At 34.6% G+C, this 25,825-nt stretch carries 20 protein-coding genes and 2 other annotated features; of the genes, 7 read left to right on the top strand and 13 right to left on the bottom strand.

Features of this window, described 5'->3' with window-relative positions:
- Positions 1-370: 370 nt before the first annotated feature.
- On the bottom strand, positions 371-2,020 hold the full coding sequence (locus ACTNDN_RS14860) for a M20/M25/M40 family metallo-hydrolase (RefSeq protein WP_441131374.1): 1,650 nt from the start codon (positions 2,018-2,020) through the stop codon (positions 371-373).
- Between the two features lie 209 nt (positions 2,021-2,229).
- On the opposite strand from ACTNDN_RS14860, the gene ACTNDN_RS14855 reads away from it, so the two are divergent.
- On the top strand, positions 2,230-2,799 hold the full coding sequence (locus tag ACTNDN_RS14855; protein WP_231512507.1) for a YitT family protein: 570 nt from the start codon (positions 2,230-2,232) through the stop codon (positions 2,797-2,799).
- A 52-nt stretch (positions 2,800-2,851) separates the two neighbouring features.
- Here the strand turns inward: ACTNDN_RS14855 and ACTNDN_RS14850 are convergent, their stop codons facing one another.
- From ACTNDN_RS14850 to ACTNDN_RS14810, 9 genes are all read right to left on the bottom strand, one after another.
- On the bottom strand, positions 2,852-5,710 hold the full coding sequence (locus tag ACTNDN_RS14850) for an ATP-binding protein (protein ID WP_441131373.1): 2,859 nt from the start codon (positions 5,708-5,710) through the stop codon (positions 2,852-2,854).
- Positions 5,700-6,065, bottom strand: a complete 366-nt coding sequence (locus ACTNDN_RS14845) for a response regulator transcription factor (RefSeq protein ID WP_441131372.1) — start codon at positions 6,063-6,065, stop codon at positions 5,700-5,702. The genes ACTNDN_RS14850 and ACTNDN_RS14845 overlap by 11 nt, the downstream gene beginning before the upstream one ends.
- 12 nt (positions 6,066-6,077) lie before the next feature.
- Entirely contained in the window at positions 6,078-9,314 is a 3,237-nt protein-coding gene (locus tag ACTNDN_RS14840) for a hypothetical protein (protein ID WP_441131371.1), read from the bottom strand.
- Complete coding sequence (locus ACTNDN_RS14835; protein WP_441131370.1) at positions 9,311-10,723, bottom strand: glycosyltransferase family 2 protein; 1,413 nt, start codon at positions 10,721-10,723, stop codon at positions 9,311-9,313. The genes ACTNDN_RS14840 and ACTNDN_RS14835 overlap by 4 nt, the downstream gene beginning before the upstream one ends.
- A complete protein-coding gene (locus ACTNDN_RS14830; RefSeq protein WP_441131369.1) occupies positions 10,724-11,755 on the bottom strand; it encodes a HEAT repeat domain-containing protein in 1,032 nt (343 codons plus the stop codon).
- Position 11,756: 1 nt separating this feature from the next.
- Positions 11,757-13,367, bottom strand: a complete 1,611-nt coding sequence (locus tag ACTNDN_RS14825) for a diguanylate cyclase (RefSeq protein WP_441131368.1) — start codon at positions 13,365-13,367, stop codon at positions 11,757-11,759.
- Between the two features lie 303 nt (positions 13,368-13,670).
- A complete protein-coding gene (gene proC, locus ACTNDN_RS14820) occupies positions 13,671-14,489 on the bottom strand; it encodes a pyrroline-5-carboxylate reductase (protein ID WP_441131367.1) in 819 nt (272 codons plus the stop codon).
- Between the two features lie 92 nt (positions 14,490-14,581).
- Positions 14,582-14,899, bottom strand: a complete 318-nt coding sequence (locus ACTNDN_RS14815; protein WP_441131366.1) for a hypothetical protein — start codon at positions 14,897-14,899, stop codon at positions 14,582-14,584.
- 46 nt (positions 14,900-14,945) lie between these two features.
- Positions 14,946-15,152, bottom strand: a complete 207-nt coding sequence (locus tag ACTNDN_RS14810; protein ID WP_031535746.1) for a helix-turn-helix transcriptional regulator — start codon at positions 15,150-15,152, stop codon at positions 14,946-14,948.
- A gap of 167 nt (positions 15,153-15,319) precedes the next feature.
- Between ACTNDN_RS14810 and ACTNDN_RS14805 the strand changes: the two genes are divergently transcribed.
- Together ACTNDN_RS14805 and ACTNDN_RS14800 are read left to right on the top strand one after the other, a co-directional pair.
- Positions 15,320-15,709: a helix-turn-helix domain-containing protein gene (locus tag ACTNDN_RS14805; protein WP_031535748.1), complete on the top strand. Its 390-nt coding sequence runs from the start codon at positions 15,320-15,322 to the stop codon at positions 15,707-15,709.
- A 93-nt stretch (positions 15,710-15,802) separates the two neighbouring features.
- Positions 15,803-16,225, top strand: coding sequence for a DUF4395 domain-containing protein (locus tag ACTNDN_RS14800; RefSeq protein ID WP_235251770.1), 423 nt, complete (start codon positions 15,803-15,805; stop codon positions 16,223-16,225).
- 51 nt (positions 16,226-16,276) lie between these two features.
- On the opposite strand, the gene thrS is transcribed toward ACTNDN_RS14800, so the two are convergent.
- Positions 16,277-18,196: a threonine--tRNA ligase gene (gene thrS, locus ACTNDN_RS14795; protein WP_251628424.1), complete on the bottom strand. Its 1,920-nt coding sequence runs from the start codon at positions 18,194-18,196 to the stop codon at positions 16,277-16,279.
- Positions 18,197-18,240: 44 nt separating this feature from the next.
- Positions 18,241-18,468, bottom strand: a binding site (T-box leader).
- A 35-nt stretch (positions 18,469-18,503) separates the two neighbouring features.
- Positions 18,504-18,737: a binding site (T-box leader), on the bottom strand.
- A 230-nt stretch (positions 18,738-18,967) separates the two neighbouring features.
- On the opposite strand from thrS, the gene ACTNDN_RS14790 reads away from it, so the two are divergent.
- The 3 genes from ACTNDN_RS14790 (at position 18,968) to ACTNDN_RS14780 (ending at position 21,888) form a co-directional block, all read left to right on the top strand.
- The gene (locus tag ACTNDN_RS14790; RefSeq protein WP_441131365.1) at positions 18,968-19,999 is read left to right on the top strand and encodes a fatty acid desaturase; all 1,032 of its coding nucleotides are present in this window, start codon (positions 18,968-18,970) and stop codon (positions 19,997-19,999) included.
- Between the two features lie 159 nt (positions 20,000-20,158).
- Positions 20,159-21,292 (top strand): sensor histidine kinase, encoded by a 1,134-nt coding sequence (locus ACTNDN_RS14785; RefSeq protein ID WP_031535753.1) that lies wholly within the window; start codon positions 20,159-20,161, stop codon positions 21,290-21,292.
- Positions 21,289-21,888 carry a response regulator gene (locus ACTNDN_RS14780; RefSeq protein ID WP_441131364.1) on the top strand — a complete coding sequence of 200 codons (600 nt, stop codon included), beginning with the start codon at positions 21,289-21,291 and terminating at the stop codon, positions 21,886-21,888. The genes ACTNDN_RS14785 and ACTNDN_RS14780 overlap by 4 nt, the downstream gene beginning before the upstream one ends.
- A gap of 342 nt (positions 21,889-22,230) precedes the next feature.
- On the opposite strand, the gene ACTNDN_RS14775 is transcribed toward ACTNDN_RS14780, so the two are convergent.
- Together ACTNDN_RS14775 and ACTNDN_RS14770 are read right to left on the bottom strand one after the other, a co-directional pair.
- On the bottom strand, positions 22,231-22,935 hold the full coding sequence (locus ACTNDN_RS14775; protein WP_441131363.1) for an FAD-dependent oxidoreductase: 705 nt from the start codon (positions 22,933-22,935) through the stop codon (positions 22,231-22,233).
- A gap of 188 nt (positions 22,936-23,123) precedes the next feature.
- The gene (locus tag ACTNDN_RS14770) at positions 23,124-24,038 is read right to left on the bottom strand and encodes a class I SAM-dependent methyltransferase (protein WP_441131362.1); all 915 of its coding nucleotides are present in this window, start codon (positions 24,036-24,038) and stop codon (positions 23,124-23,126) included.
- A 745-nt stretch (positions 24,039-24,783) separates the two neighbouring features.
- Between ACTNDN_RS14770 and ACTNDN_RS14765 the strand changes: the two genes are divergently transcribed.
- Positions 24,784-25,764 carry an aldo/keto reductase gene (locus ACTNDN_RS14765; RefSeq protein WP_441131361.1) on the top strand — a complete coding sequence of 327 codons (981 nt, stop codon included), beginning with the start codon at positions 24,784-24,786 and terminating at the stop codon, positions 25,762-25,764.
- The last annotated feature ends 61 nt before the right edge of the window (positions 25,765-25,825 follow it).

Genomic DNA, 25,825 nt, shown 5'->3' with positions numbered 1-25,825 from the left:
TTGACTCCTATGGGAGCAGCGAGAAAGTCCGAGACCCTGCAGGAGCGTAGCGACGAAGCGGCTCGGCGCTCGCCCCATGGAAAGCAAGTGGTCACCTCGGAAAACAATTTACACATCTAAGTTTAAAAGGCGGTTACGACCAATCATCAATAGCTATCAGTTTTTCAGTGGTCTCGCAGCGAGGAGGCTCAGCTTCCTCCCCGCGGAAAGCGACCGTCTGTAGCGCAATGGAACGACTTAGTTTTTACTCTTGACTATATTTAAAACATAGATAACCATCTTGAGAAAGTAGCTTTATTTAAGAGCTAAATTAGAGATTGTTCGTCTTTAAAGATTAGTTATTTAGATTTGTCCCAGCCTCTTTTATTTTTTAAAGTGTAAGTAATCTCTCTGTAACCTTTCTAATAAGTAAAGGCAAAGTTTGAAAAGTATAGGGTTTATATACTCTTTCCGTCCATTTATGTCCCCCTTTTCCATATACACCAATGTTAAGAGCAGGAATATTTAGACTCTGCATTTTTCCCAAATCTAATGGAAATAATTCATTCATTCCTGGAAAATTTGCGACCACTGTTTCAATCTCTGTTTGATTCCCATTAAATGCTAAGAAGCTACCGTCACATAAATAAGGGAAATACCCTCTTAACGGAAATACTTCCTTGTACTCCTCTTCCGCCTCTTGTAACACTTCTTCCAATACTTCTTTTAAATAAACGGACTGTTCATCCATTTGTAACGTATTAGATGGTAAGAATGGTGGAGCAAAAAACAGAATAACCCGAGGCTTCTTTTCTGGATCTAATTGCTGTAAGCCTTCTACTAGTTCAAAAGCTTTTAATCGATCATCTAAATCTTCCGGCAAGCGTTTTAGTAAGCTATTCAAGTGCTTTTCTGGTTCTTCTCCATGCTCCTTTAAATACTCTATATATTCTTGAATTGTCATCACATCTGTTTTCCAGTTAATCGACCGTTCTGGGAGATAATTCGCTTTGCAAAATGCAGTGTAGTTATTCGCTAATTCGTTCTCTATCTTTACACATGCTGTTTGGGCGATCCTTTTTAAGGAGACTAATACATCACTTGGTGTTTTTTTGTAAATAAAATAATTAAAATACATTCTGATACTAACAGGTGTTTGAACATTATAGCTTTGCTTACTCTCTTTCATAAACAAGCAGCTAGGCGGTAGGACTAATTCATTATCCAGCTTTTCTGCTAGAGAAAAATTTTGATTAATGCTTCTATTAATCTCTGAAGCAATGAATGTCGGGTCAATCCCAAGCAAGCTTTCGCCAACATGTGCCTCTCTTCCTAAAATAGAAAAACAGGGCAATAACTTTCCTGCTCCCCCACAATATACATATTTTGTTTGATCTCCATTATATAAAGGCGAAATGAAATCATTATTAATAGCAGCCACATAGGATAATCCTCTTTCTTGTTGAAGACGAACGAGTTCATCTAAAGCTCCTCTAATGCCAACATGTTGATTCTCCTCATCGGCATTGAATAAGATTAGAATATTTCCATCAAGCTTTTCTCGATGATTCATGTAATAGAGAAGATTCGCTAGATGAATACTTATTCCACTTTGCATATCAAGAGAACCTCTCCCAAACATCCAATCTCCGCTTCGGGCATCGTTTCTAGCCTCTTCATCCCCATCATAGCTTTTAAAAAATGCTGCTAGTTTATCCGGATCATGAGCAATGTCCTTTAGCTTTCCATAATCTTCTATCCCTACAGTATCTACATGTGCATGGTAAATCACCGTTTCTTTTTTATTTGAATTGCCTTGTAATAAAGCCCATACATTTATCCGTTCATCCCCTTCTATGTCCTGCTTCCATACATAATCTGGATATGCCTGAAAATAAGGAAAGGAGGCAATTATTTCATATAAATAGTTAGCCTTGTCTAATTCTCCTTCTGTTCCACTATAGCTTTCCATTTCAATAAGTCTTTTTGTCAAAAATTCTACTTGTTGTGCCAATGTTAAAGATGCCAATTGATTATACATACCTTCATCCCCTGGTTTTTCTTTAGTTTTAAGTTTATTGCTATTCTATCTATCTGACAACCTATTTTTCTGTCTATTCAAATTATTATATATAATAGTAGACTCTCTTATTAAAATATTTTTCCCTTCCACATACCCCCTTCTATTTTTCTTCTTTTTCACATAGATATGAATAAAATGGACAAGAAAAGTTAGGATGATGTTTAGTGATGGAAAAAATCGCTGCCATTTTTGTCGGGAGCTTACTAATAGGCATTGGGGTTAATGGGTTTTTAGTGCCTCATCATCTTCTAGATGGAGGTATTATTGGAATTGGGCTTATCCTTCATTATCACTATGACATTCCAACAGGTCTTTCGATGATGATTTTAAGTTTACCCTTGTATATACTTGTTTGGTTTTATAATAAGGATTATTTCATTTATGGAATTTTCGGGTTTCTTACTTCTTCTTTTTCTATTGACGTACTTTCTTTTTTACGAGAAATCTTCTCGCTAAATCTTGTATTAAGTGCTATTCTCGGTGGAGTAATTATTGGAGTTGGGATTGGGGTTATGCTTCGATTTGAGACAAGCACCGGGGGAACAGACCTTCTTGCCCAAGTGCTTGCAAATATCCTATCCATTCATGTGGGAATCATCATCTTTTTAATAGACGGTATAGTTTTATTAAGTGGCTATAAAATTGTCGGTATTCCTACACTTATAGCCTCTTTTATGACTATTTTCTGTGTCGCTATCTTTACGACATTATTGTCAAAAAAGAAGATTTCCATCTAGTTTTAATAGGAGAAGCATTGGTCCTTCTCCTATTAAATACATATTTTTATTTTCAATCATTTTTTGGTATTAAGACTTGCCCTACCTTTCCCATCTTTAATAAGGTCTGCATAATTATTTTTGAAAGTTCGCTCGGTGGATAAGGCTTTACTAGGTAATCCATCGCTCCTAATGCTATTCCTTTTTCTTTCTCATCAAGGGCAGATGAAATAATGATGGGAATATCTTTTAACTTTTCTGATCTCTTCATATACTTAATAATTTCCCAGCCGTCTAAATTTTCATCTTCAAGCATAATATCAAGTACCAAGGCATCGGTTGGATGCTTTTCTAACATTTGGAGGGCTTCTTGTGCTTTTTTATAAATGACTACTTGAAAATCATTGTCCTTTAGCTCATGAACAATTAATTCTCCCAAGCTTATATCATCCTCTATTACCATGACTGAGTACAACTGCTTGTTTTCTATAGATTCCTCGTGGCTTAACATATTACTTGTATGGCTAGCAGGAAAAACTAATGTAAAAGTACTCCCTTTCCCAAATTCAGATTCCACTTTCACTTTACCATCATGTGCATGCATTATTTCTTGCACGATGGACAATCCTAAGCCAGTTCCGCCAATTTTTCTTCGATCTGTATTATCTACACGATAAAATTTTGAAAATAACTTATCCATTGCAGACGCAGGTATTCCTAACCCCTCATCCTTAAAGGCAACACATACCTGATTATGTTCTTTATATAAAATAACTTCTATTTTCCCTCCATTTGGAGAATATTTAACAGAATTGCTAAGAAGATTTTCTATTACTTGTTCTATCTTTGCCTTATCTCCCATTACAATACTTTCCTCCACCATTTGTTTAATTTCTATTTGATGAGCGGTTGATTGGATAGATAGATTCTCCTTAACTCTTTCAACAATGGATAATAGATCAACATTTTTCTTTTCATAGGTTTGTTTCCCTGCTTCCATTCTTTGAATATCTAGAAAATCATTTATCAAGGAAGTTAGTCTTTTAGCTTCACCATATATCGTCTGTAAGTATTTCTTCTGTTTTTCGACTTTTAAATCGCGATTTATCATTAATTCTGTAAACCCCAGAATACTTGCTAAAGGTGTCCGTAGTTCATGACTTACAGTACTTACAAACTCTGACTTCATTTTATCAACTTCATATTCCTTGGTTATATCCCTATATACAAAAATAGTCCCGAATTTTTCATTTCTTCTATAAAGTTCTTCTGCATAAATATTAATCACTCGACCGTTTTTCATAAAAGTGAGAAACTCATTATATGGTTTTTCCATTATAGAGGCTTGAATATAATTCAATAGCCCTTCCGCATCCATAAAGTGAGTCTTTAGATGATGTTGCCATTTATCCCATCCACTACCTGGATAAAATATATTTTCATTGGTCTCTCCGACAATTTCTTCAAATTTCTTATTTACAATAATTATTTCACCAATTTCACATACTACTTGAACTCCCTCTTGCAGTGTGTTTAATATATCGAGATTTAATTCGCGATCATTTTCTGTTTGCTCAAATAATGCAATTTTTTCTAGTGAAATACTAATTTGCTTTGCCAGTGCAATAAATTCTTCCTTATCCAATACGGAGAAAGGATCACTAAAACGACTTAGCATCATCACTGCTATTATTTCATCATTCGAATTATAGACAGGAATATACAAATCATGTGTAAATCCTTTTTCAAGGTGATATCCTTTTTCGGATAATTCCATTTCTCTTCTTATAATAATTGGTTCTTTTGCCTTTTGTAATCGATCAAGCAACCCCTTAAACACATAATTTTTAAATTGCTCAGCCCCTTCTTCCACAATACCGTAGGATGCATAGGTTTGATCCTTTAGTAATAATATAATTCCTCTGTCAGCCTGCAGAATTGCTGCTAGATGAATAATAATGCTTTCCAGTACTTCATCTTTATACAAAGAATTTGAGATACTATTAATTAAATCATTTCTTCGCTTTAACGATTCCTTATTGGCTTGAACTGTTTCTATTACCTTTTCTAACTCTACCTGCTGTGCATGCAGCTCATCCTGCTGAGCCATTAGCTCCTCGTTATGCGCCATTAAATCTTGTTCTTTATCCTGTACACTTTGATACATGTGATTAAATGCAATAGAAAGAGTTCCAATCTCATCGGCTCGTTTTGTATCCACCTTAATTTGCGCATCTTTCCCCTTTGCAATTTCATTTGCTACATTTGATAAATCTGATAGAGGTTTACCTATTTTTTTAATTCCTACTCTACCTATCAAATAAATAATGGTCATAATCAAAAAAATGTAAACAAGAAAACTCATTTGAATTATAGTAATACTCTTATTTAGTTCATTTACCTTACTATTTAACTGATTAGTCATGGAGACTAAATAGCTGGTTAGCGAATCCTTTATATGACTGATTTGATTGGCTCCACCACCATTAGAAATATTGATAACTTTCTCCACTTCTCCTTCTTCAAAGTAAATAATTGCTTGGGGCAATATTTCTTTAAAATAATAGGAATGAAAGCTTGCCAACTTTTCCGCTAATAATTTATCTTTTTCTGTTGTTGAGATAGCTTTAAATTGTTCAATAAGCTCACTCGTCTCTGCATCCATCTTTAAAGCAGATGATTTCATAGCTGAATTATTAAATGCGAAGTATCCTCTTGCATCTAGCAATGCAGTTTCTAGTTTACCTTGTAGCCCTCTAACAATTGATGTTTTTTCTAGTATCTCTGCTCTTTCTTCTACATACTGTTCATTCAATTTCTTCTGTCCGATTGCAAGGAATAAGCAGCCAATTACGAATAGCAGACTGAAAAAACACATCAAAGCAACAAACTGCCTTGATATGCTTTTACTTAAATATTCTCTAATTTTCATCAAGTATTTCGCCTACTTTTTCTAATAAATCAAGTGGACTAAATGGTTTTGCCATAAAGTAATCAGCCCCAGCTTCAATAATAGCTTGTTGCTCGCTCGCTTGGCTTTTTGCAGAGAGCATCATAATTTTTAGATGCTCTTTCTCTTTATCCACTCTTACTTTTTCAATCACTTCTAATCCTGTCATAATTGGCATCATATAATCGAGTATTAATAAATCATATTGATTCTTATTAATTAATTGGAAGGCTTCCCCCCCATCTTGTGCTTCATCCACCAAATACTCATCTTCCAATGTATCAACTATTAACATCCTTAAAACTTCTTCATCTTCTGCTAACAAAATTCTTTTCAAATCTGTTCCCCCCTAATTTATTTCTGAAAAAGCATCCTGCAGAATATAATAAGAAGCTTTTAAACGTTCATGATAAGCTGGTGTCTCCCATTCATCCCATGTATACCATTCAGAAGAATCAGATGATATCCTATCATCTTTTGAAAGAGCTGGTAAGGATGATATTACTTTATCCTCGTTTTCCATTACTGCTGCTATTTGAATCCCCTTAATATATTCGCTACCCTCTAAACCTTTTTTCCATAGGTCAGCCATAACTTCTTTCTGACTTGGGTCTTTTATATTCAACAAAGCCCAAGGTATACGAATTTCAATTGTTTTTCTATCTTCGCTCACACTGATATCCGTTAAGCTATCAAATTCTTTACTAGTAGGATTCCCATTTCCAAAAAGAAGTTTTCCTGTCACATAAGATTGAAAGGGAATATTAGAATCAGGTATTTCTAATTCCTTATTTAAGGTTAACCGTATAGGATGAAATACTCCGTTATTCTTCTTACGTGCATAGGATTCTTCCTTGACCATATGCAAAATAGATCCATATTGATAATGGAAAGAGTCATAATAACTGTCTACTACTATTTCTGAATTTTTCTCATCAGCAATTTTGATTAGAAAGTCCACGCCAAAATCTGCGTTTATCTTTTGATTTTTTAAGGATATTGATTTTTGTCCCTGCTCATTAATCGTATTTAACAGTATATAGGTAGTATCTTTTTGTAAGTCTAGTGGCTGATAGTAGTCAATTCGCATATTTAATTGTTGTTCATCACTACTTACATAGATAGATCGCATTCCTTCTTCTGAAGATATATTTGAATACAAAGGCGAAACCTGAAGCTTTTCCCAGTCCTTTAAATTGCCATCTATATAGATGGCCGGCTCATATTTACCTGCATCAAAACTCAATAACCCAAAATGCTGCTCATTTGTTTGGATATTGGACCAAAATGGCCTTCTATCAGGATTATCGTATTCCATCGTATTCCATGTCCGCTTGAACCATTCATCCTGCCATGTAAAAACTAAACCACCAGCATAATCTTCATCTACAATCATTTGAAACATTTCTTTATCAAATGTTCCTTGCTCTTGTTCGGACAGAAAACCTTGCGTCATTCCATTTATATTATCATGTGTTTTTCCTCTTGAAGATGGCACACCAAATTCAGCAATTAATACGGGCATATTATGGGCCTTTCTTAAATCCTGTAAATAGGCACCAAAATTACTTTGCTTTCCTTGTGAATTAATATAGCTTTGGTACTTTGGCTCATAATTTAAGAAATCAGGGTAATACGGATATACATGATAAGAAGCAATTAACCCAGCCTGAAATTTTTTTGTTGCTTCAATATGATTTGGATTTACAACAGACATATCTTCTTGTGAATCTGGTTCATATGGATGTTCAAGCAAATCAGTTGTAACCCAATTAGTGAAGCTCATAGTATGTTGCCACCCATATTTCTCAGCCTCATATTTTGCTGTATCATCCATTTTTAAAGCAAGCCAGCTTTCAAAAGGAGAAGCAGCATCTGTTTTAAAGTAAGTTCCCTGATAGGAGGTTATTTCTTTATTTTGTTCATTCGTATTCTTAACAACTTCAGGATCCCACTCAATCCCAATCATAATTCCTAAAACATATTTAGATATATCATACGTATATTCTCCTGAAGCATGCCCTAGGCTTTCCGGTATCGATGCATTTCCATGAATGATATCAATCATGTTTGTTAGTTCTCGATTAAAATCTTTCTCCACTTCTTTTGCATAAGCATTCTGTTTTTCTACAAGTATTTCTTCATTTATCCATGCGCCATGAAAGAGATATAAAGGTTCTTCTGCCAACTGATTATATTCATACAATGCTTGGTAAAAAGCTGGCGGATGCAATGTATAGACCCTGATTGTATTTGCATGCATGGCACCTATATCTTTAAACCATCGTAAATACTCATCCTTTGTTATAGCCGTTTCTCCAGGAAAAGCTCCAGGCTTAGATATTCCCATATTAACCCCTTTAACAAGAAAATTTGTCCATTTATTATCCTTTAGAACTTGGATATACGTATCGTCCGTTTTAGAATTAATTTTTAAATTATTTGTTGTAGTTGTTTCTACTTTATGACTTTTATTCGTAGCATTAGAGTGTGACCCATCCTTTAAAATATGTTTCATAATCGGTACATAAGTATTCCAATAAAATGAATGCCGGTAAGAAACATATTTTTTCCAATAATCAAAGCCTACTGTTTCATAAATAGCTGGTACCTCTGCTTCATCTGCATAATCACCTGCAAAATAATAAGACGTATATTGTTGATTTATATTTTGTATGATAGCTGGAAACTGACTAGGTAACCCATACTCCGATAAGATGGCTTTTCCTTTTTTACTAACTGGGAGCGTATAAGTAGCAAGTACATCCTTCGTTTCCTTTGCCTCTACCATATCAAACCAGTAGCCATAATTTGAACTAATTTGTTCATCAAATACCTTCTCGCCTATATCTGTGGTAGAAAATATTATCTTCTCACTTGCAAGCTCTTTTTTTGATAATACAACTAAATGGTCCTCCTTATTAATTAGCACGATTCCTGCACCTTTGAAAGTCCACTTATCTTTATAAATACTTTCATAATTCTCTTTAACCCAAATAGGGACTTCCGTACTATTCATGTCAGAAAAATATCTACCTATCCACCCACTCCATGAAACATTAAGAAGATTGGTTATCTTTTCACGTGCTTCATCACTAGTTGGACTAGCAAAAGTGTTAAATTCAGCGATTAGCGTTTTATTATTGTTTTGAAATAATGCATCCTCTACTTTTTCAACTTCTTCTAATTCTAGGCCACCGACAATTTGCTCTGATCTTTTTCCAAGACTATTTGTTCCATAATACTCTTCCTCATAAACACCATATTGGTCGGTCATGTAAATAAGATCATATTTGGATAAATCATCTGGCAAATTTGATTTTTTATTTTTAACTTCTCGTTTAAAGCCTACATAATCAGTTTCTTTCCTATATGATTCTTGATTGTTTTTCACATATTTTTGATTATTTAATACCCACATAAGTCCTTCATGCTCACGATAGGAAGAATCAGGAACCGTTTTATCCATTATAAGTACATTTAATTCTTTATTGTCTTTTAATTTCCAAAGCCAAAAAGGACTTGTTAAAAGTCCAATACAAAAGATGATGAGGAAAAAGAAAACAATAGATTTATTCCATTTCATTTAGATACTCCTTTACGGCTCATTTCTCCCCAACTTTTATCCCCTCTTATTAATTGCCAAATCCCTTCACATCGCCAAAAAACAGTTAATGGGCGATACCAGAAGGTTTCGGTTAGAGAATAGAAAAACAAGTAAATAATATGTGAAACTTTCGGATATTTACGTAAGCTCCATTCTTCTAATAGGACTGCTGCCATTGAAAAAATGGAACCGTATATACAGGATAGTAAAAAAATTAAGATAGCAAATTCTAAATAGATTCCTCCAAAAAATAAAGCAATAAGGGTATACACATATCCTAACCCTTCCACAACAGGTCCCATAAATTCGATAATCCAAAAATACGGAAAGGAAATTAAACCGATATTCCCATATTTAGGGTTAAACGTTAACTTTCTATGATTCCAAAGGCTTTCGAATAGCCCTCTATGCCATCTTCTTCGTTGTCTTCTTAAAAACTTCATTTCTTCTGGAACCTCTGTCCAGCAAACTGGATCAGGAACATAAACAATTTTCTTTTTCTCTTTAGATTCTTTTATTAAACGATGGATTCGAATGACAAGTTCCATGTCTTCTCCAACCGTATCTGTTTGATAGCCACCTGCCTTTAATACCCATTTCTTCGAGAAGACACCAAACGCTCCAGAAATAATCAATAATAAATTATGTCTGCTTAATCCAATTCTCCCCATAAGAAACGCTCTTAAATATTCTATTATTTGCATAATAACTAGAGGATGATGAGTTAACCCTATATTCAATACTTGTCCGTTTTTTATGGTACATCCATTTGCAATTCTAATACTACCACTAGAAGCAATGACCTCCTCACTACTATCCATTATAGGCTTCATCACCTTTAAGAAGGCATCTCTCTCTAAAACGGAATCACCATCTAAAGAACAAATATAAGGGAAATGAGAAAAATTCAAGCCAACATTCAATGCATCTGCTTTTCCTCCATTTTCTTTATCAATCAAATATAATTTAGGTAATAATTTTGATTGATAAATCCCTTTAATAGGCTTTGTTACTATCTGCTTCCTCACAACCTTTTCTATCTTAACCATTTCATAATGTTCGAGCATTTTCTGGAGTGTATTATCCTTTGATCCATCATTAACAACAATAATTTCAAATTGAGGATAATCAATACTTAACAAGGAACGTACACTTGGAATGATTCCAGCTTCCTCATTATAGGCAGGAACAATTATCGATACTGGTTTGGTATACCATTCATTAGAAATATCTTCGAAGGTATCCTCCCTATTTAATTTATATTCTTTCCGCAATTGAAGCATCGAAATAAATAGGATAATGGAGTAAAACAAAATAATAATTACCATATAAATAGCAATAAACAAGGCAAAGGTCTGGACGACAGTTGTCCACCATTGATATACCATCTAATTATCTCCTTTATTTAACCATTCCCTGGCCATATCTTGTGCAAATTTATCTTTGGAATGTTTAACTATTTCTAGTAAAATATCTCTACCTTTTTTAAAGTTCATAATAGATTCAGCTGCCTGAGATCGAACCCACCAAGAAGAATCGTGGAGAAGTCTTATTAATAATGGAATATAGTTATCTCTATTAGTACCTAAGAGTTTGGCAATCATCATTCTCTCCTGCCATACTTTAGACTTAGCTAAAAAAAGGTAATCCTCTATATTTTCCACATAACCTATGGAAGAAATTGCCTTTAAAGCTTTTAATTTTATCTCTCCATCATACTTTTCAAAAACATTTTCCAAAAATACTACATATTCAATTTTCTTTTTCATGCTTATTACATCTAAAATAGCTAATTGTAACTCTTCTCTACAATAATAAAAAGATTGAATAAACTGCTCAAACATAGCGTACTTAACTCGGAGCAATATACTTCTGTAATTCTTCTCGGAAAGTATCTCATCTTGATTAATCATCGACCAAAGCTTTTCATACTGAAAAACTGCTAGAATACGATAAATCTGTATCTTTTCATCACTTGTACAATTCCTATTATGTAAACGGCTAATAACATTCCGTTCCATTTCTTGCATATGAAAATCCTCGATTTTATAAAGAACATTCATACGTTTACTCCAATTCCTTGACTTTATTTCTTTCATATATTTATCTTTCAAATAAAAAACAGCAAGCTCATGCAGTCGCTGTTCTTCTTCTTCTCCTTCTATTCTTTCAGAGAATTCGGAGAGCACCCGTTCCATTGCCTTTTTATCTATTTTTGTTTGATTTATTTTCTTCATTATTTTCTTACCATCTCTAAAATGCTCAAAGACTAGTCCAATTAGTTGTTTTTTTCTTTCTTTAATCTTATTATATTGTCTATTTTCAACAGTCTTCCTAATGATTAAATAGGTTAATAAACATAATAGAATGACAAATAAGATAATACTAACAATTTGTAAAAGCTTTATCTCTTGTTCCAATTTAAATCATCCTCGTAATTAACCTTGTTATTCTAGCCTGTAACTCCTTGATGCTGAATGGTTTTGTTACATAATCATCTGCACCTAATCTTAATGCTTCTGCAATGTCATGTTCACTCTTTCTACCAGTCAACATGAGGATATGGGCATTGTGCTTATAAGATGTCTTTTTAACAATTTGCAGTAGTTCTATCCCATCCATCACTGGCATAATTCCATCGAGGATGAGAAAATGCATGCCATTTTCTTGTAATCGATTCGATTCAAGAAATTGAATCCCGTCTTCATATTCTGCTACATCAATCATAAGATTATTAATTTCGATTGAATCCAAAATATTTATTAATATAGAACGAATAAGAGAATCATCATCAACGATAGAAATATTCAGTAATTTTTTATTAGGTGTATCTTTCATTTTATTCGCACTTTCAATGCGAGCACGGCCATTTTCCTTCGCCAAATATAGCGCCTCATCTGCTAGCTCTAGTGCTTTCTTTAGCGGAATATCACCTGTATTAATTTCAAATACTCCTGCAGAAAAAGAAAGGGAAAAGCGATCTCCATCCGCTTCAAAAATCATTTCCGAGAATCGTTTCAGCATTCTATTTAAAACCTCTGCTACATCCGATTCTATTGCTCGTTGAAAAAGAATAACGAATTCTTCTCCTCCATAACGAAATAACGTATCCGTATTCCTTATACTGCCTTTTAAAAATTGAGCGAATTCTTTTAGTACTTTGTCACCTACGACATGTCCATATGTATCATTAACTTTTTTGAAATGATCAATATCTACAATCGCAATAGTCCCTGAAGTTTTTGTCCGTATTGTATCACTAATAAATCGATTATAAGAGTCCTTCAAAAATTTCCGATTATACACTTCGGTTAATTCATCAATTAATACAGATTGATCAAATGTTCTTTTTCTTTCGATATGTCTCTCAATTCGAATCAAAAATTCTTCCATATCAAGTGGCTTTTCAATATAGTCATCTGCCCCCTTTTTATATGCAGTTATTCTTTTTTCTCTCGAATTATCTATACTGCAGATGATTTTTGGAACAAAGGAATGCTTTGTATACATATGAATATCGTCAAGAACATCGAAGCCCGTTTTAACAGGAAGATTAATATCAATAATGATACAATCTGGCTGCATTGAATAAAATTGCTCCATTGCATGTTCTGCATTTGAATTAGCTATTACCATCCAACCTTTACGCTCCATCATTTCCTTTAAAAAGATTAATAAGGAAATATCATCATCAATTAATTGTATAAGCGGTACCTCGGTATTCCGAAAGTCAGGAATTTTATTTAATTCCTCATGAAAATGTTCATATTCCTCACAAATTTCTATTAATTTACTTAGGAATTCCTTTAGTTCAGATTGTGTCCAATCTCCCTTCCGCTCTTCTACTTTTCGCATTAGGTCTGAAACTAAATGAAATAATAAGTCTAAATCCAAAGTACCTGATGTTCCTTTAAACATATGCAATAAGCCATACACTTCTTTATTTTTTATCATTTCTGTCTCTTGTTTGTTTAATATTTTTTTTAACTGCTGCGTCATTTTTGTAATAAATATTGCTTTATATTTATCCAACACTTCTCTCCCCTTTTACTAGAAGGCATCTTTTTGAAAAACCATTTTGTATTATTCCCAAAATATAATAAAGAATTAATTTGCTTTTACGATTTTTATTTATTAGAATAATAAAAAGATTTCGCACAAAAAAACAGACCAAATAAAAGGCCTGATTAATACTCTATATTATTTTTTGATAATAATTTTACTTTCTATATTAGCTAGTACATTCTTCTTATTTAACAAGAAACTACCTTCATTATATAAAAAGAAAAATGAAATGGATATAGAAATTCCCCTCTATATCTTAAAAATTTAATCCTATTTAATCTTATTTTTCATTTGACGATTTTTCAGGTCACAGCTTTCCATTGCCGCTAAAATTGTCCCTCTAAATTGATGCTGTTCTAACGTAGTGATTGCTTCAATCGTTGCTCCACCAGGTGTGCATACTTCATCTTTTAATACCCCAGGATGCTTGCCTGTTTCTAAAACCATCTTCGCAGCACCTAAAACAGATTGGGCAGCCAATTTATAAGCTTTATCTCTTGGAATCCCACTACGGACACCGCCATCTGCCAATGCTTCAATAAACATATACACATATGCTGGAGAAGAGCCGCTAATGGCTGGAATAGAATCCATTAAACTTTCTTCTACCAGTTCTACTTTTCCAAATGATGCAAACATATCTTTTATAAAAGCAATGTCCTTTTCGTTCATCCGATCATTTGCACAAAATACAGTCATCCCTTCTCCTACAAGGGAAGGAGTATTTGGCATAGAGCGAATAACCTTTATTTGCTTGGACATTTGAGATTCTATGTATGCTATATCAATTCCAGCAGCAACTGTAACAATGATTGTTTCTTCCTTCACATAAGAGGAGATTTCTTGTAACACCTCTCCATATAAATGTGGTTTAACCGCAACAATTAGAACATCCGCATAACTTGCTACTTGTTTATTATCCAAGGTAGTTTCTATTTGAAAAGCTTCCTTAACATTTTGTGCGCTCTCTGCCGACTTTGTGCTTGCCAAAATTTCTTCTCTCTTCGCAAAAGAAGATTGAAGCATTCCATTTACCATCGCCTGGGCCATTTTTCCACACCCAATAAAACCAACATTTCTTTTTTTCACTCTGATCTTCCTCTCTCGTTAGTCTCTTTACTTTTACATAGTACGAGAAGAAAATCAACCAAACCTTCAAATCTTTTGAGTAAATAGAATAATTAACACATAATTTTTGGACCATTTTTCCTTTGATACCCCTGCTTGATCTGTTCCATTCTAATTGCTTCTTTCATACATAAATTTCCCTTCTCTGAATGAAATGATAGTAACCTAATCCCAAATTCAATCAATGATACAAGAATAATTTCCATTTCCATTCCATCTAGCTTTAATGTACAATCGTTGCTTGTTGTTACTTTCTCGCTTACCATTTCTAAAATGAATAGAATTCCTTTGGATGCATTTCTTATACTAAAATCCAACGCCTCTTTTATTAATAAAAGATTTTCCTCGGTTACGTATATTTGCTCCTTCACTATAAACCTCCTTCATACCTATTAAATTCTATTCTTATTGCGAAAATCATTTAACTATATAATCTGGAAGAAAAACTTCGTCTGGTGTTTTGGAAAAAATACTAGATATCTGTACTGCTTGTTCATAAGATAATCCTCGTTTGCCATTCTCAATTTGCCAATAATATGACTTTGTAATGCCTAGCTTATCAGCCATCATTTGATAGGTATAGCCGTATTGCTTTCTTATGATACGCAGTGTATTCCAATGCATTTTTTACACCCCATCTACCAATCATCTTTTTTCCTTTTATTAAAATTATACGTAAACCAGTAGTTTACTTCAATATAAAATTCCGTATTTGTTAACAAATATTCATCATTTACTGTTAGCTATTTGTTAACATATAATAGAAGTATCGAAATGAGGAGCTGATTCAGATGAATTTTCCAGAAAGATTGAGGTATTTACGTAAGTCAGCAAACATTTCTCAACAAACGCTTGGGGATGCAATGAATGTGACAAAGGTATCTATCTCAGGGTATGAAACAGGTAATCGAAAACCTGATACAGACACATTACAAAAACTTGCTGATTATTTTGATGTAAGCATTGATTATCTCCTTGGCCGCTCAGAGACAAAGGAAGCAAGAGCATCCTATCAAACGGCAGAAAAGGAAATTACGATAGAAGAAGCTTTACTCCTTTCTCAATTACAGAAATATCCATCTATGTATAATCATTTAATAACCGACCCAGAAAAAACGGTTCTTCAGCTGTATAGACTATGGAGTTTTTTAGAAGAAGAGAAGCAGAATAAAAACTTGTAAGAATATTGACCTTACAAGTTTTTATTTAATTCTTAACAAATTACTTATAAGAGCGTATAATATACATAATTCTTATAAGAAAGGTTGGTTTTTGTGACTACTCTAGCGAAAACAATTCCACAGCCATTAGTTCGTACTAATCAATGGATTATTTTTCTTTCTGTTTTACTTAGTTTATTTATGCAGCAATACTGGATTTTGCTTATACCTCTTTTAGCAGGATTAGGAGGTTTATTGTTCCAATGGAATCCCATTATGAAACTAGCCAGCTTGTTTCTCCAAAAGCCAAGGAAGGAATACCGTCAAGAAGACTGGGATCAACAACAGTTTAACCAAATAATTGCTGTAGTATGTTTGGCTGTTGGCTCTATTTCCTTTTTCCTTAACTGGACCATCGTCGGCTACATCTTTACAATTATGGTTTGGGTCGCTTCTATCGTTGCCATCCTCGGATTTTGCATCGGCTGTTTTATCCGATTTCAATGGAAAAGATATCAATATAACCGTAGCCTGTAAATAGAAAATGCATAGGGATTCCATATAACTCAAATAGAATCCCTTCCTATTTTACAGACTTCTTTCTTTAATTTGCTTTTCTATCCTATGTTTGAATGTTTCTATAGATAGTCCTTCAGAATCCGCTTCTCCATACTTTCTTACATTTACTTTATTTTGTTCTTTTTCTTTATCCCCGAGTACTAATATATATGGTATCTTTTGCATTTGTGCTGCTCTGATTTTATACCCTAATTTTTCGTTGCTGTCCTCAATCTTCACTCTTATCCCCGCTTCCTTTAAAGCAGATTGAACTTCTAGGCAATAATCTAAGTGAACAGTTGAGACTGGAATAATTTCAACCTGTGTGGGGGCAAGCCAAACAGGAAAGGCACCTGCAAAATGTTCAATGAGTATTCCAAAGAATCGATCAATTGACCCATATATAGCACGGTGAATAACAACGGGACAGACTTTTTCATTGTTCTCATTTATATAAGCTAGGTTAAAAAGCTTTGGCATTTGAAAATCAAGCTGAATTGTTGCACATTGATGACTTCTTTTTAAAGCATCCTTTATATGAAAATCAATTTTCGGACCGTAGAATGCTCCATCTCCTTCATTAAGAATATATTCTATTTCAAGATGTTCTAAAACATTTTTTAATGCACCTTCTGCCAATTCCCAGATGTCATCCCCTTCCAACGAATCTTCTGGTCTAGTAGAGAGTTCCACAGTATAGGCAAATCCAAAAGTACGATAGACTTTATCAATTAATTGAAAGATGTTTTTTATCTCCTCTTCGATTTGATCTTCTCTTACAAACAGATGGGCATCGTCTTGGCAAAATGTACGAACACGAAGCATCCCGTTTAGTGCACCACTGTATTCATGACGGTGTACCTGACCAAATTCAGCTAATCGAATGGGCAAATCACGATAAGAATAGAGACTATTTTTGAATATAAGCATATGCCCCGGACAATTCATCGGCTTTAATGCAAATTTTTGTTCATCTACTTCGGAAAAATACATATTTTCATGGTAATGATCCCAATGACCTGATTGCTTCCACATTCGCTCATTCATCATCAACGGAGTCCTCACTTCTTCATAACTAGCCTCTCCTTGAAGATCTCTTGAAAATTGCTCTAATTCATTGCGAATAATTTGTCCTTTCGGTAAGTAAAACGGCATGCCAGGTGACTCTTCTGAAAACATAAACAGCTCCAATTGTTTTCCTAGCTTGCGATGATCCCTTTTAGCAGCTTCTTCTATCATCTCTAGGTATTCCGCTAATTCCTGCCGACTCGAAAATGCAACTCCATATACTCGCTGCAATACTTCGTTCTCACTATCCCCTCTCCAGTAAGCACCAGATACACGCATTAATTTAAATGCTTTAATAAAACCTGTAGAGGGAAGATGAGTGCCACGGCATAAATCAATAAACTCTCCTTGTTGATAGAGGGAAATCGGTTCATTTTTTGGTATTGCCTCTAAAAGCTCCAGTTTAAACTTCTCCTCCTTTTCTTGAAAAAGCTCGTTTGCTTTCTCATATGATACCTCTTTTCGAATAAAGGGAAGATTTTCCTTGATAATTTTTTTCATCTCTGTTTCAATAGCTTCTAAATCATTGACCGTTAAACGATGGTCAAGCTTCATATCATAATAAAAGCCGTCCTCTACAACTGGTCCGATTGCAAGCTGAACATTCGGATACAATCTTTTCACCGCTTGTGCCATTACATGGGCGCTGGAATGGCGCATAATAGAAACACCCTCTCGGGAATCTATTGTTATAATAGACAAATGTACATCTTCCTCTATGCGATGACTTCTATCTACAATCCATTCGTCATTTATCTTTGCACCAACTGCTTTCTTCTTCAAACTTACACTTATAGACTCAGCAATTTCAGCGACCGTACTCCCCTTCGGAAAATCCTTGCTATTTCCATCTGCTAATACTACCTTAATCATTTTGTTCACTCCTCTTTTTGTTTTTGGGTATAAAAAAAACACTCATCCCTAAAGAAAGGGACGAGTGTCTTTACCCGTGGTTCCACCCAAATTCCCATGAAAAAACACAGTGGTTTTCTTATGGCTTGGTGCAGTAACGTTGCATAAACGATATTGACTACTTCTAGTTCACCAATATAGCTCAAAGGTGGTAAATTATTTCCCTTTGCTAGGAAGCTCTCACCTGTTCTTCCCTCTCTGATAACAGTAAAAATAATTCATGTCCTTTTCATTGCTTTATTATAAAATTGAAAACAAAAAACGCACTCATCCCGAAAGAAGGGACGAGTGCATTTACCCGTGGTTCCACCCAATTTCCCATAAAAAAAACATATAAAGGTTTTCTCATGGCTTGGAGCAATAACGCTTGCATCTACGGCATTGGATACTAATAGGTTCCCCAATGCTGCTCAAAGGTGGTAAGTTACTTATTCTGCGTTAGGAAGTTTTCAGCAATTCTTCCCTCTCTGGAAACCGAAATAGTAGCCCATGTCCTTATCAAAGCTTCTAATAATCAATTTTTTAACATTCTATTATAGAATGGAAATATTTGCAACCATTATTTCATTAAAATTATTCACCTAAGAAAATATTTAGTATGTTTTTCCTTTATTAACAGAACCTTTTCAGCGAAAAAAACTATATGACAAATGTCATATAGTGAACATGACATGTATGTCTGCCAATATGTTTGGCTTATATTTATACTATAGATATCCATTAAGAGAAGGGAAGCTAAAAATGAATATAAAAAATTTAAAACAATTGAGAACTGCTGTTGCACCTTTTGAGAAATCCACTGTAAAGATAAGTGTCTGGCAGCTCGTAAATACTATTCTGCCCTTTGTCATACTATGGTTTGCAGCATACAAAAGCTTAAGTATTTCTTATATTTTAACCTTTGTAATCGCGATAGCAGCAGCAGGATTTTTAGTTAGGATTTTTATTATTTTTCATGATTGCTGTCACTTTTCTTTCTTTAAGAACCGTAAAGCAAATAAGATTTTAGGGACTATTACGGGAATCTTAACATTATTCCCTTATAGTAAATGGCAGCATAGCCACTCTATTCATCATGCAACAAGCAGTAACCTGGATAAACGAGGAGTCGGCGATTTATGGATGATGACAATAGAAGAGTATGAAAATGCCTCTTTGTTGCTAAAAATCAAATATCGCTTGTACCGCAATCCGTTCATTATGTTTATATTAGGACCTATTTATGAATTTCTTTTAGCAAATCGATTCAACCGTAAAGGGGCTAGAACGAAGGAAAGACTAAATACGTATATAACGAATATTTCGATTGTGTTGTTAGCTGTGCTTCTTGGAAGTACGCTTGGCTGGTCTTCTTTCTTGCTTGTACAGCTACCAATCTTTCTAATATCCGGTTCAGTTGGAGTTTGGCTGTTTTATGTGCAGCATACTTTTGAAGACACTTACTTTGAGGAAGATAAAAATTGGGACTATGTAAAGGCAGCCGTAGAAGGAAGCTCTTTCTACCATCTTCCAAAATGGATGCAATGGCTGACTGGCAATATTGGCTACCACCATGTGCATCATTTAAGTCCAAGAGTTCCTAATTACAACTTAGAACAGGTCCATAAACAGACAGAGCCTCTACAGAATGTTCCAACCATAACACTAGCAAGCAGTCTTCGCTCTTTAAAATTCCGTCTGTGGGACGAAAAAGACAAAAAGTTTATCAGCTATTATGAATGGAAAAAGCAGAAGAAACCCCTTTCCATATCTGCAAGATCTGAAATGCCCTAAAAGAAAGTTCATCAGTCGGGTCTGAAGAATAAAACAGAAATATTTCGTTTGCTTTATGAACTATCTGAGCAGCAATTAGAAGGGATTAATACCATTAATTGCTGCTTTGTTTATGTTAAAATGGATAAATAACAGTTAATAAAACGAGGTCAGAATCTGATGATAAAAAGATTAGAAGTGTTAAAAAAAAGCACCGGCATATCTCCTTATATTTGGACATTGCTTACCATTTTGCCATTTTACTTTATATTCCATGCTTCTTCAGCAGTTGATGTGATTTCTGGCATCATCCTGACCATCTTATTTTTTCTTTTTTATAGAATCGCTTATCTTTCAAAAGGCTGGACAATCTATTTATGGCCTTCCTTATTAATTGGGATATCCACCTTTGCCATTTATACATACAGCTATGTATATTTTTCCTTTTTTCTTTCCTATTTTATTGGCAATATAAAAAAACGGATTCCCTTTTTCATCCTTTACTTTATCCACTTGGCAGTTACTACATTTGCCATTTACTTCAAAATTATACTAGGTGATCCTTTGCTGATAAAACAGCTTCCCTTTGTGCTGATTATCTGGTTTGGCGTAATTTTATTGCCCTTGAATATTCAGAACCGTAAAGAGAAAGATCAGCTGCAGGAACAATTGGAAGATGCGAATAAGCGTATTTCTCATTTAGTTAAACTGGAGGAAAGACAGCGAATTGCCAGAGATCTTCATGATACACTTGGCCAAAAGCTTTCCCTGATCGGTTTAAAAAGTGATTTAGCCAGAAAACTAGTGTATAAGGATCCGGAACAAGCTCGCTTAGAACTGAAAGATATTCAGCATACTTCAAGATCAGCGCTAAACGAAGTCCGAAAAATGGTCTCTGAAATGCGTGGCATAAAATTAAAAGACGAGCTCCTTCTTGTAAAAAAAATAGTAGAAGCAGCTGAAATTAACCTGACGTGCGATATAGCTTCCAATCTAAGAATATCATCCATTGCCGAAAATATTATAAGCATGTGCTTAAAAGAAGCTGTTACAAATGTTGTTCGACATAGCCATGCAACAGCTTGCTCTATAAGCATCCACCAAAATAATAAAGAAACAATTATGGAAATCAAGGATAATGGAACCACTCCTTTTAAGGAAGAAGATGCTCACAATGGTAACGGACTAGCAGGCATGAGAGAAAGATTGGATTTTATCAACGGTACGATAGAGATTACCTCGAAAGCGGGAACGATAGTAACAATAGCCGTTCCGCGGGATGGAAAAATAATAGAAAGGGAGGAGTTATTATGATCCGGATTGTTATTGCCGAAGATCAACGCCTTCTTTTAGGTGCACTGGGATCATTGCTTGATTTAGAAGAGGATATCACGGTTGTCGGCAAAGCAAACAATGGGGAAGAAGCCATTCAGCTAGTCAAAGAAAAAAATCCTGATATTTGTGTAATGGATATAGAGATGCCTGCTAAAACTGGATTAGAAGCAGCTGAAGAACTTATGAGCCACCCATGCAAAGTCATTATATTAACTACCTTTGCTAGAACTGGTTATTTTCAGCGTGCATTAAAAGCTGGTGTATCAGCTTATTTGCTCAAGGACAGTCCAAGCGACGATTTAGCAAATAGCATCCGCAGTGTGATGGAGGGAAGAAGAATTTACGCTCCAGAATTAGTCGATGATGTTTACAAAGAAGAAAATCCCCTTACCGAACGGGAAAAAGAGGTTCTTATGCTAGTTGCGAATGGCAAAAATACAAAAGAAATCGCTCAAGAACTATCTATTAAAACAGGAACCGTGCGAAACTATATCAGTATGATATTAGACAAACTTGAAGTAAAAAACCGAATAGAAGCCATCACCAGATTTAAGGAAAAAGGATGGTTTAAATAGAATAGGACTGGGAACTAAGTCGTTTCATTGCGCTACAGACGCACGATGCGCCGGGGAGGAAGCTGAGCCTCCCTCGTCACTACGTTTAGGCCACTGAAAAAGTCTAGTTCCCCAGATTAAATGAGGTTTTATTTATTTGAAAGCAAATAATAAGTTGGTTTGGAGAGGCGTCCGCTCCATTTCACTTCGTTTTCAAACCTTTTTCTAAAAAACACGAATATTTTTGTAAATTAATCGCATAATAGTTCATGTTTATTTCAGTTGAAATGCTGATATCCCAGCCTCTTTTTCGTTCATGTTTTTCGCAATCTTAAATAATGGTAAAGATAGCGAACTCTAAATTTAATTGATTAAAAACTTAGACAGTTCATTTTCACGCTTATCAAGCATAATCTGTTCAGGCGTTATTCCCTGCTCACGTAGTACTTCAATATTCTGTACAATGAAGTCATCACTTCCAACAATATAGAAGTGTCCATCCTTGTCTGCAGCAAGATTTTTCACTTCTTCATAATAGTCCTTACGATTATCGACGAACTGAGCGCTGAAGTTCTTTTCAGGTGCAGATTTAAAAATATCAGTGAATAAGAAAGCTTTTGATGAATCGATGTTCAAGGAATGAATTTGATTGATGTTGTCAGCACGCTTGAGATATTCAAGTACAAGTGATCTGAAAGTAGCCAGACCTACACCTGATGATAACAAGTAGACATTTTTGCTTTCTCTTTTAAGCGGTATATTTGAATGCGTTTTAAATATTGCCACTTCATTGCCAACTTCAGGATTTCTTAAAATCGATTTGAACTCAGAGCACTGCTCTTTAATACGCGTTGTAATACCAATTGCATCTTCATCCGGTAAAGAAGAGATTGACATATGGCGAACAAGGCTGCGGTTTGGTTTGTCTCCGGCATTAAAACCTTTCAGTGCAAAATGAGTATGGGACCCTTCCTCCCATGTAAAGTCTTTTGGACAGTCGAGCAAGTAAGTTTTTACCTCAGGTGTTTCCTCAATAATCTTATTTATTTTCGTCCAGTATATTTGCATTATATATTCTCCTTGCTCCATTATTAGTATTGTATTATCTACTATACAACAAATGATAATTATTCTCAATTAAAAAGATTAATAATTTCAGAAAACTTTATAAAGTAATTTATTTCTCTAGATGCAAAAATCCTTACCTGTATTTAATAAATCTTAACAGGTAAGGATTGGAACAATTAGGAATAATATTAATTCTTCACTGCATGTACATAGTGAACGGTTTCGAATGCTTGTAGATTATCATTTCGATTAGAAAAATACTGATTTTGAATATCTTGTGGTGATAAATGCTCATAAATTAATAATTGTTCATTAGCAAGTAATTTTTCTAATTCTGAAAGGGAGGATGCAAATTTCATTGGTTCTCCAGCAGCTCGAGCCATCTGCACCATATTTTGTACACGATTGAAAATGCCAGGTTCCGTAAATAAACTTTTATCGGCAAAATCAAAAATAATAGAGCTCCCTCTTGGAAGGTCTTTAAAGAAGGCATGAATCAATTCCTGAAGCATCTCTTTTGTTAAATAGTAAGACACCCCAAGCAAACTAAAAACTGTTTTCTTAGAAAAGTCAAATCCTGCAGCGACTAGTTTTTCTAACGAAAGCTCCTTCGTGAAGTCCATCGCTACAAATTTTAAACGGGAAGGTATTTCATAGCCTGCTTGATCTAAGCGCTCTTTTTTAAAATTTTGAGTTGATTGGTGGTCAATTTCATATACAGTAACATTTGGTAATGAATCGTAACGCCAAGCAAAAGTATCTAAACCTGCACCCAGAATGACGTATTGCTCAACCCCAAGTTGGCATTCGTTCAATACAACATTTTCTGCGTATGCAGCTCTCGCAAGTGGTGTTGGTGCTAGTTGAATTTGTGTTACCCACTTTAATATTGCTTCATGATTCCCTTTTAATTTTTCAGCCATTTCTGCACTAAAATAAGGAATGCCGTTGGACATATTTTCTGAAATGGATTGATATTCTGCTGATGATAAGAAATCTTGTGCTATATAATCATGGAATATAATCGGATTATCCTCTTTCACATGATATGCTCGACTAAATGCAGAAACTAAAGAAGTTAAACTGAATTCATCATTCTTCATTGTTACCACTCCAATAAAAAAAAGATTCCCCTGGCCAGGAGAATCTTATTATATCAGCAATATTTATTATTGTGAATTATAGCACAAATTGATTTTTTTGTCAAATATTTCAACTCTTTTTTTCTGCTAATTTTCTACTAAACTACCTTTAAAGCTACCCAAGCAAAGAACTAGTAAAATAAGCGTTAGCTCTTAAATCGAACCCCAGCTCTCCTCAGATGACTTTCTCTTTAAACAAACGGCTGAAAGCCTTATCAGTAGTATTGATTTTTTCCACCATTGTTTCCATCCAATAATTTTATTAAAGTGCAATCAGTGAGGCAATGGTCATTATGATGAATACAAAAGAAGCGGTAAACCATATTGTATTTTTGGTTATATTATCTTCCTCCTGTATTTTCTTTAGTAGTGAAACAAGATTTAAACAGAAAATAATGCAATAAACTGGTAATAAATAAAATCCAAAAATAGCAAAAAACTCTATCATTCATTCACATCCTTAACCTTCTATTCAATAGTACTATTCATTATTAAACCACATAGTAAGTTTAAATTTGGCAAAACAAATGTTTTCCATATTATCTAATCACTTTTCACTCTACTTAACATTACCAAATATTTACTTTTCTAAAAATGAACAATAATATTTGCTCTTCCAATTAGGTAAATCTTTACAGATATAATCCATATCCCTCGCTTAATTAATAACCACTCTTTATAATAAAACCAAAAGGAGGAGTAGTAAATGGATTATATTAAATTAGGTTCTACTGGTTTAGAAGTCTCCCGTCTTTGTCTTGGTTGTATGAGTTATGGAGAACCCAATCGTGGTGGTCATGCTTGGACATTAACAGAAAACGAAAGTCGTCCATTTATCAAAAAAGCATTGGAGCTTGGCATTAATTTTTTTGATACTGCAAACGTCTACTCTGATGGGTCAAGTGAAGAAATTGTTGGACGTGCATTGCGTGATTTTACGAATCGTGATGATGTCGTTCTTGCTACAAAGGTACATGGCAGAATGCGTCAAGGCGCTAATGGTGCTGGCCTTTCCCGAAAAGCAATTATGAGTGAGATCGACAATAGTTTAAAAAGGCTTGGTACCGATTATGTCGATCTCTATCAAATACATAGATGGGATTATGAAACTCCAATTGAAGAAACAATGGAAGCATTGCATGATGTAGTCAAAGCTGGGAAGGCCCGCTATATTGGTGCTTCCTCTATGTATGCATGGCAATTTTTAAAAGCAAATCATATAGCGGAAAAGAATGGATGGACTCGTTTCGTATCGATGCAAAATTACTTAAACCTGCTCTATCGCGAGGAAGAACGAGAAATGTTGCCCCTTTGTAAAGAAGAAGGGATTGGGGTCATTCCTTGGAGTCCAATGGCACGCGGCCGTTTAACTAGAGATTGGGAAGAAACAAGCACTCGTAAAGAAACCGATGAATTCGGAAAAACGTTATACTCCCACACTGAAGAAGCGGACCGTCAAGTAGTAGAACGAGTAAAAGCAATAGCAGAAAAACGCGGCGTACCTCGCGCGCAAGTTGCACTAGCTTGGGTATTACAAAAGGAGACTGTTACTGCACCTATTATTGGCGCAACTAAGCTCCACCATCTTGAAGATGCAGTTGCTGCTCTTTCATTAAAATTGACACAAGAAGAGATTGCTAACTTAGAAGAGCCATATATTCCCCATCCAGTGCTGGGATTTAAGTAATTAATAATAATAACCGGGCGTAAACAATTATGGACCGTCCGGTTATTTTATATTCAGCTAC

Source organism: Niallia sp. HCP3S3_B10 (assembly GCF_052064465.1).
GTDB lineage: Bacteria > Bacillota > Bacilli > Bacillales > Cytobacillaceae > Niallia > Niallia hominis.
Note: the sequence above shows the minus strand (reverse complement) of the source record. Positions and strands in the feature narration are given on the sequence as shown.

Bases quoted from the DNA above. Each gene is read 5' to 3' on its own strand.
- ACTNDN_RS14855 (WP_231512507.1), top strand. From the start codon at position 2,230: ATGGAAAAAATCGCTGCCATTTTTGTCGGGAGCTTACTAATAGGCATT.
- ACTNDN_RS14790 (WP_441131365.1), top strand. From the start codon at position 18,968: ATGAATATAAAAAATTTAAAACAATTGAGAACTGCTGTTGCACCTTTT.
- ACTNDN_RS14835 (WP_441131370.1), bottom strand. From the start codon at position 10,723: ATGGTATATCAATGGTGGACAACTGTCGTCCAGACCTTTGCCTTGTTT.
- ACTNDN_RS14785 (WP_031535753.1), top strand. From the start codon at position 20,159: ATGATAAAAAGATTAGAAGTGTTAAAAAAAAGCACCGGCATATCTCCT.
- ACTNDN_RS14805 (WP_031535748.1), top strand. From the start codon at position 15,320: ATGAATTTTCCAGAAAGATTGAGGTATTTACGTAAGTCAGCAAACATT.
- ACTNDN_RS14770 (WP_441131362.1), bottom strand. From the start codon at position 24,038: ATGAAGAATGATGAATTCAGTTTAACTTCTTTAGTTTCTGCATTTAGT.
- ACTNDN_RS14775 (WP_441131363.1), bottom strand. From the start codon at position 22,935: ATGCAAATATACTGGACGAAAATAAATAAGATTATTGAGGAAACACCT.
- ACTNDN_RS14850 (WP_441131373.1), bottom strand. From the start codon at position 5,710: ATGAAAATTAGAGAATATTTAAGTAAAAGCATATCAAGGCAGTTTGTT.
- ACTNDN_RS14810 (WP_031535746.1), bottom strand. From the start codon at position 15,152: ATGCATTGGAATACACTGCGTATCATAAGAAAGCAATACGGCTATACC.
- ACTNDN_RS14765 (WP_441131361.1), top strand. From the start codon at position 24,784: ATGGATTATATTAAATTAGGTTCTACTGGTTTAGAAGTCTCCCGTCTT.
- ACTNDN_RS14860 (WP_441131374.1), bottom strand. From the start codon at position 2,020: ATGTATAATCAATTGGCATCTTTAACATTGGCACAACAAGTAGAATTT.
- ACTNDN_RS14780 (WP_441131364.1), top strand. From the start codon at position 21,289: ATGATCCGGATTGTTATTGCCGAAGATCAACGCCTTCTTTTAGGTGCA.
- ACTNDN_RS14840 (WP_441131371.1), bottom strand. From the start codon at position 9,314: ATGAAATGGAATAAATCTATTGTTTTCTTTTTCCTCATCATCTTTTGT.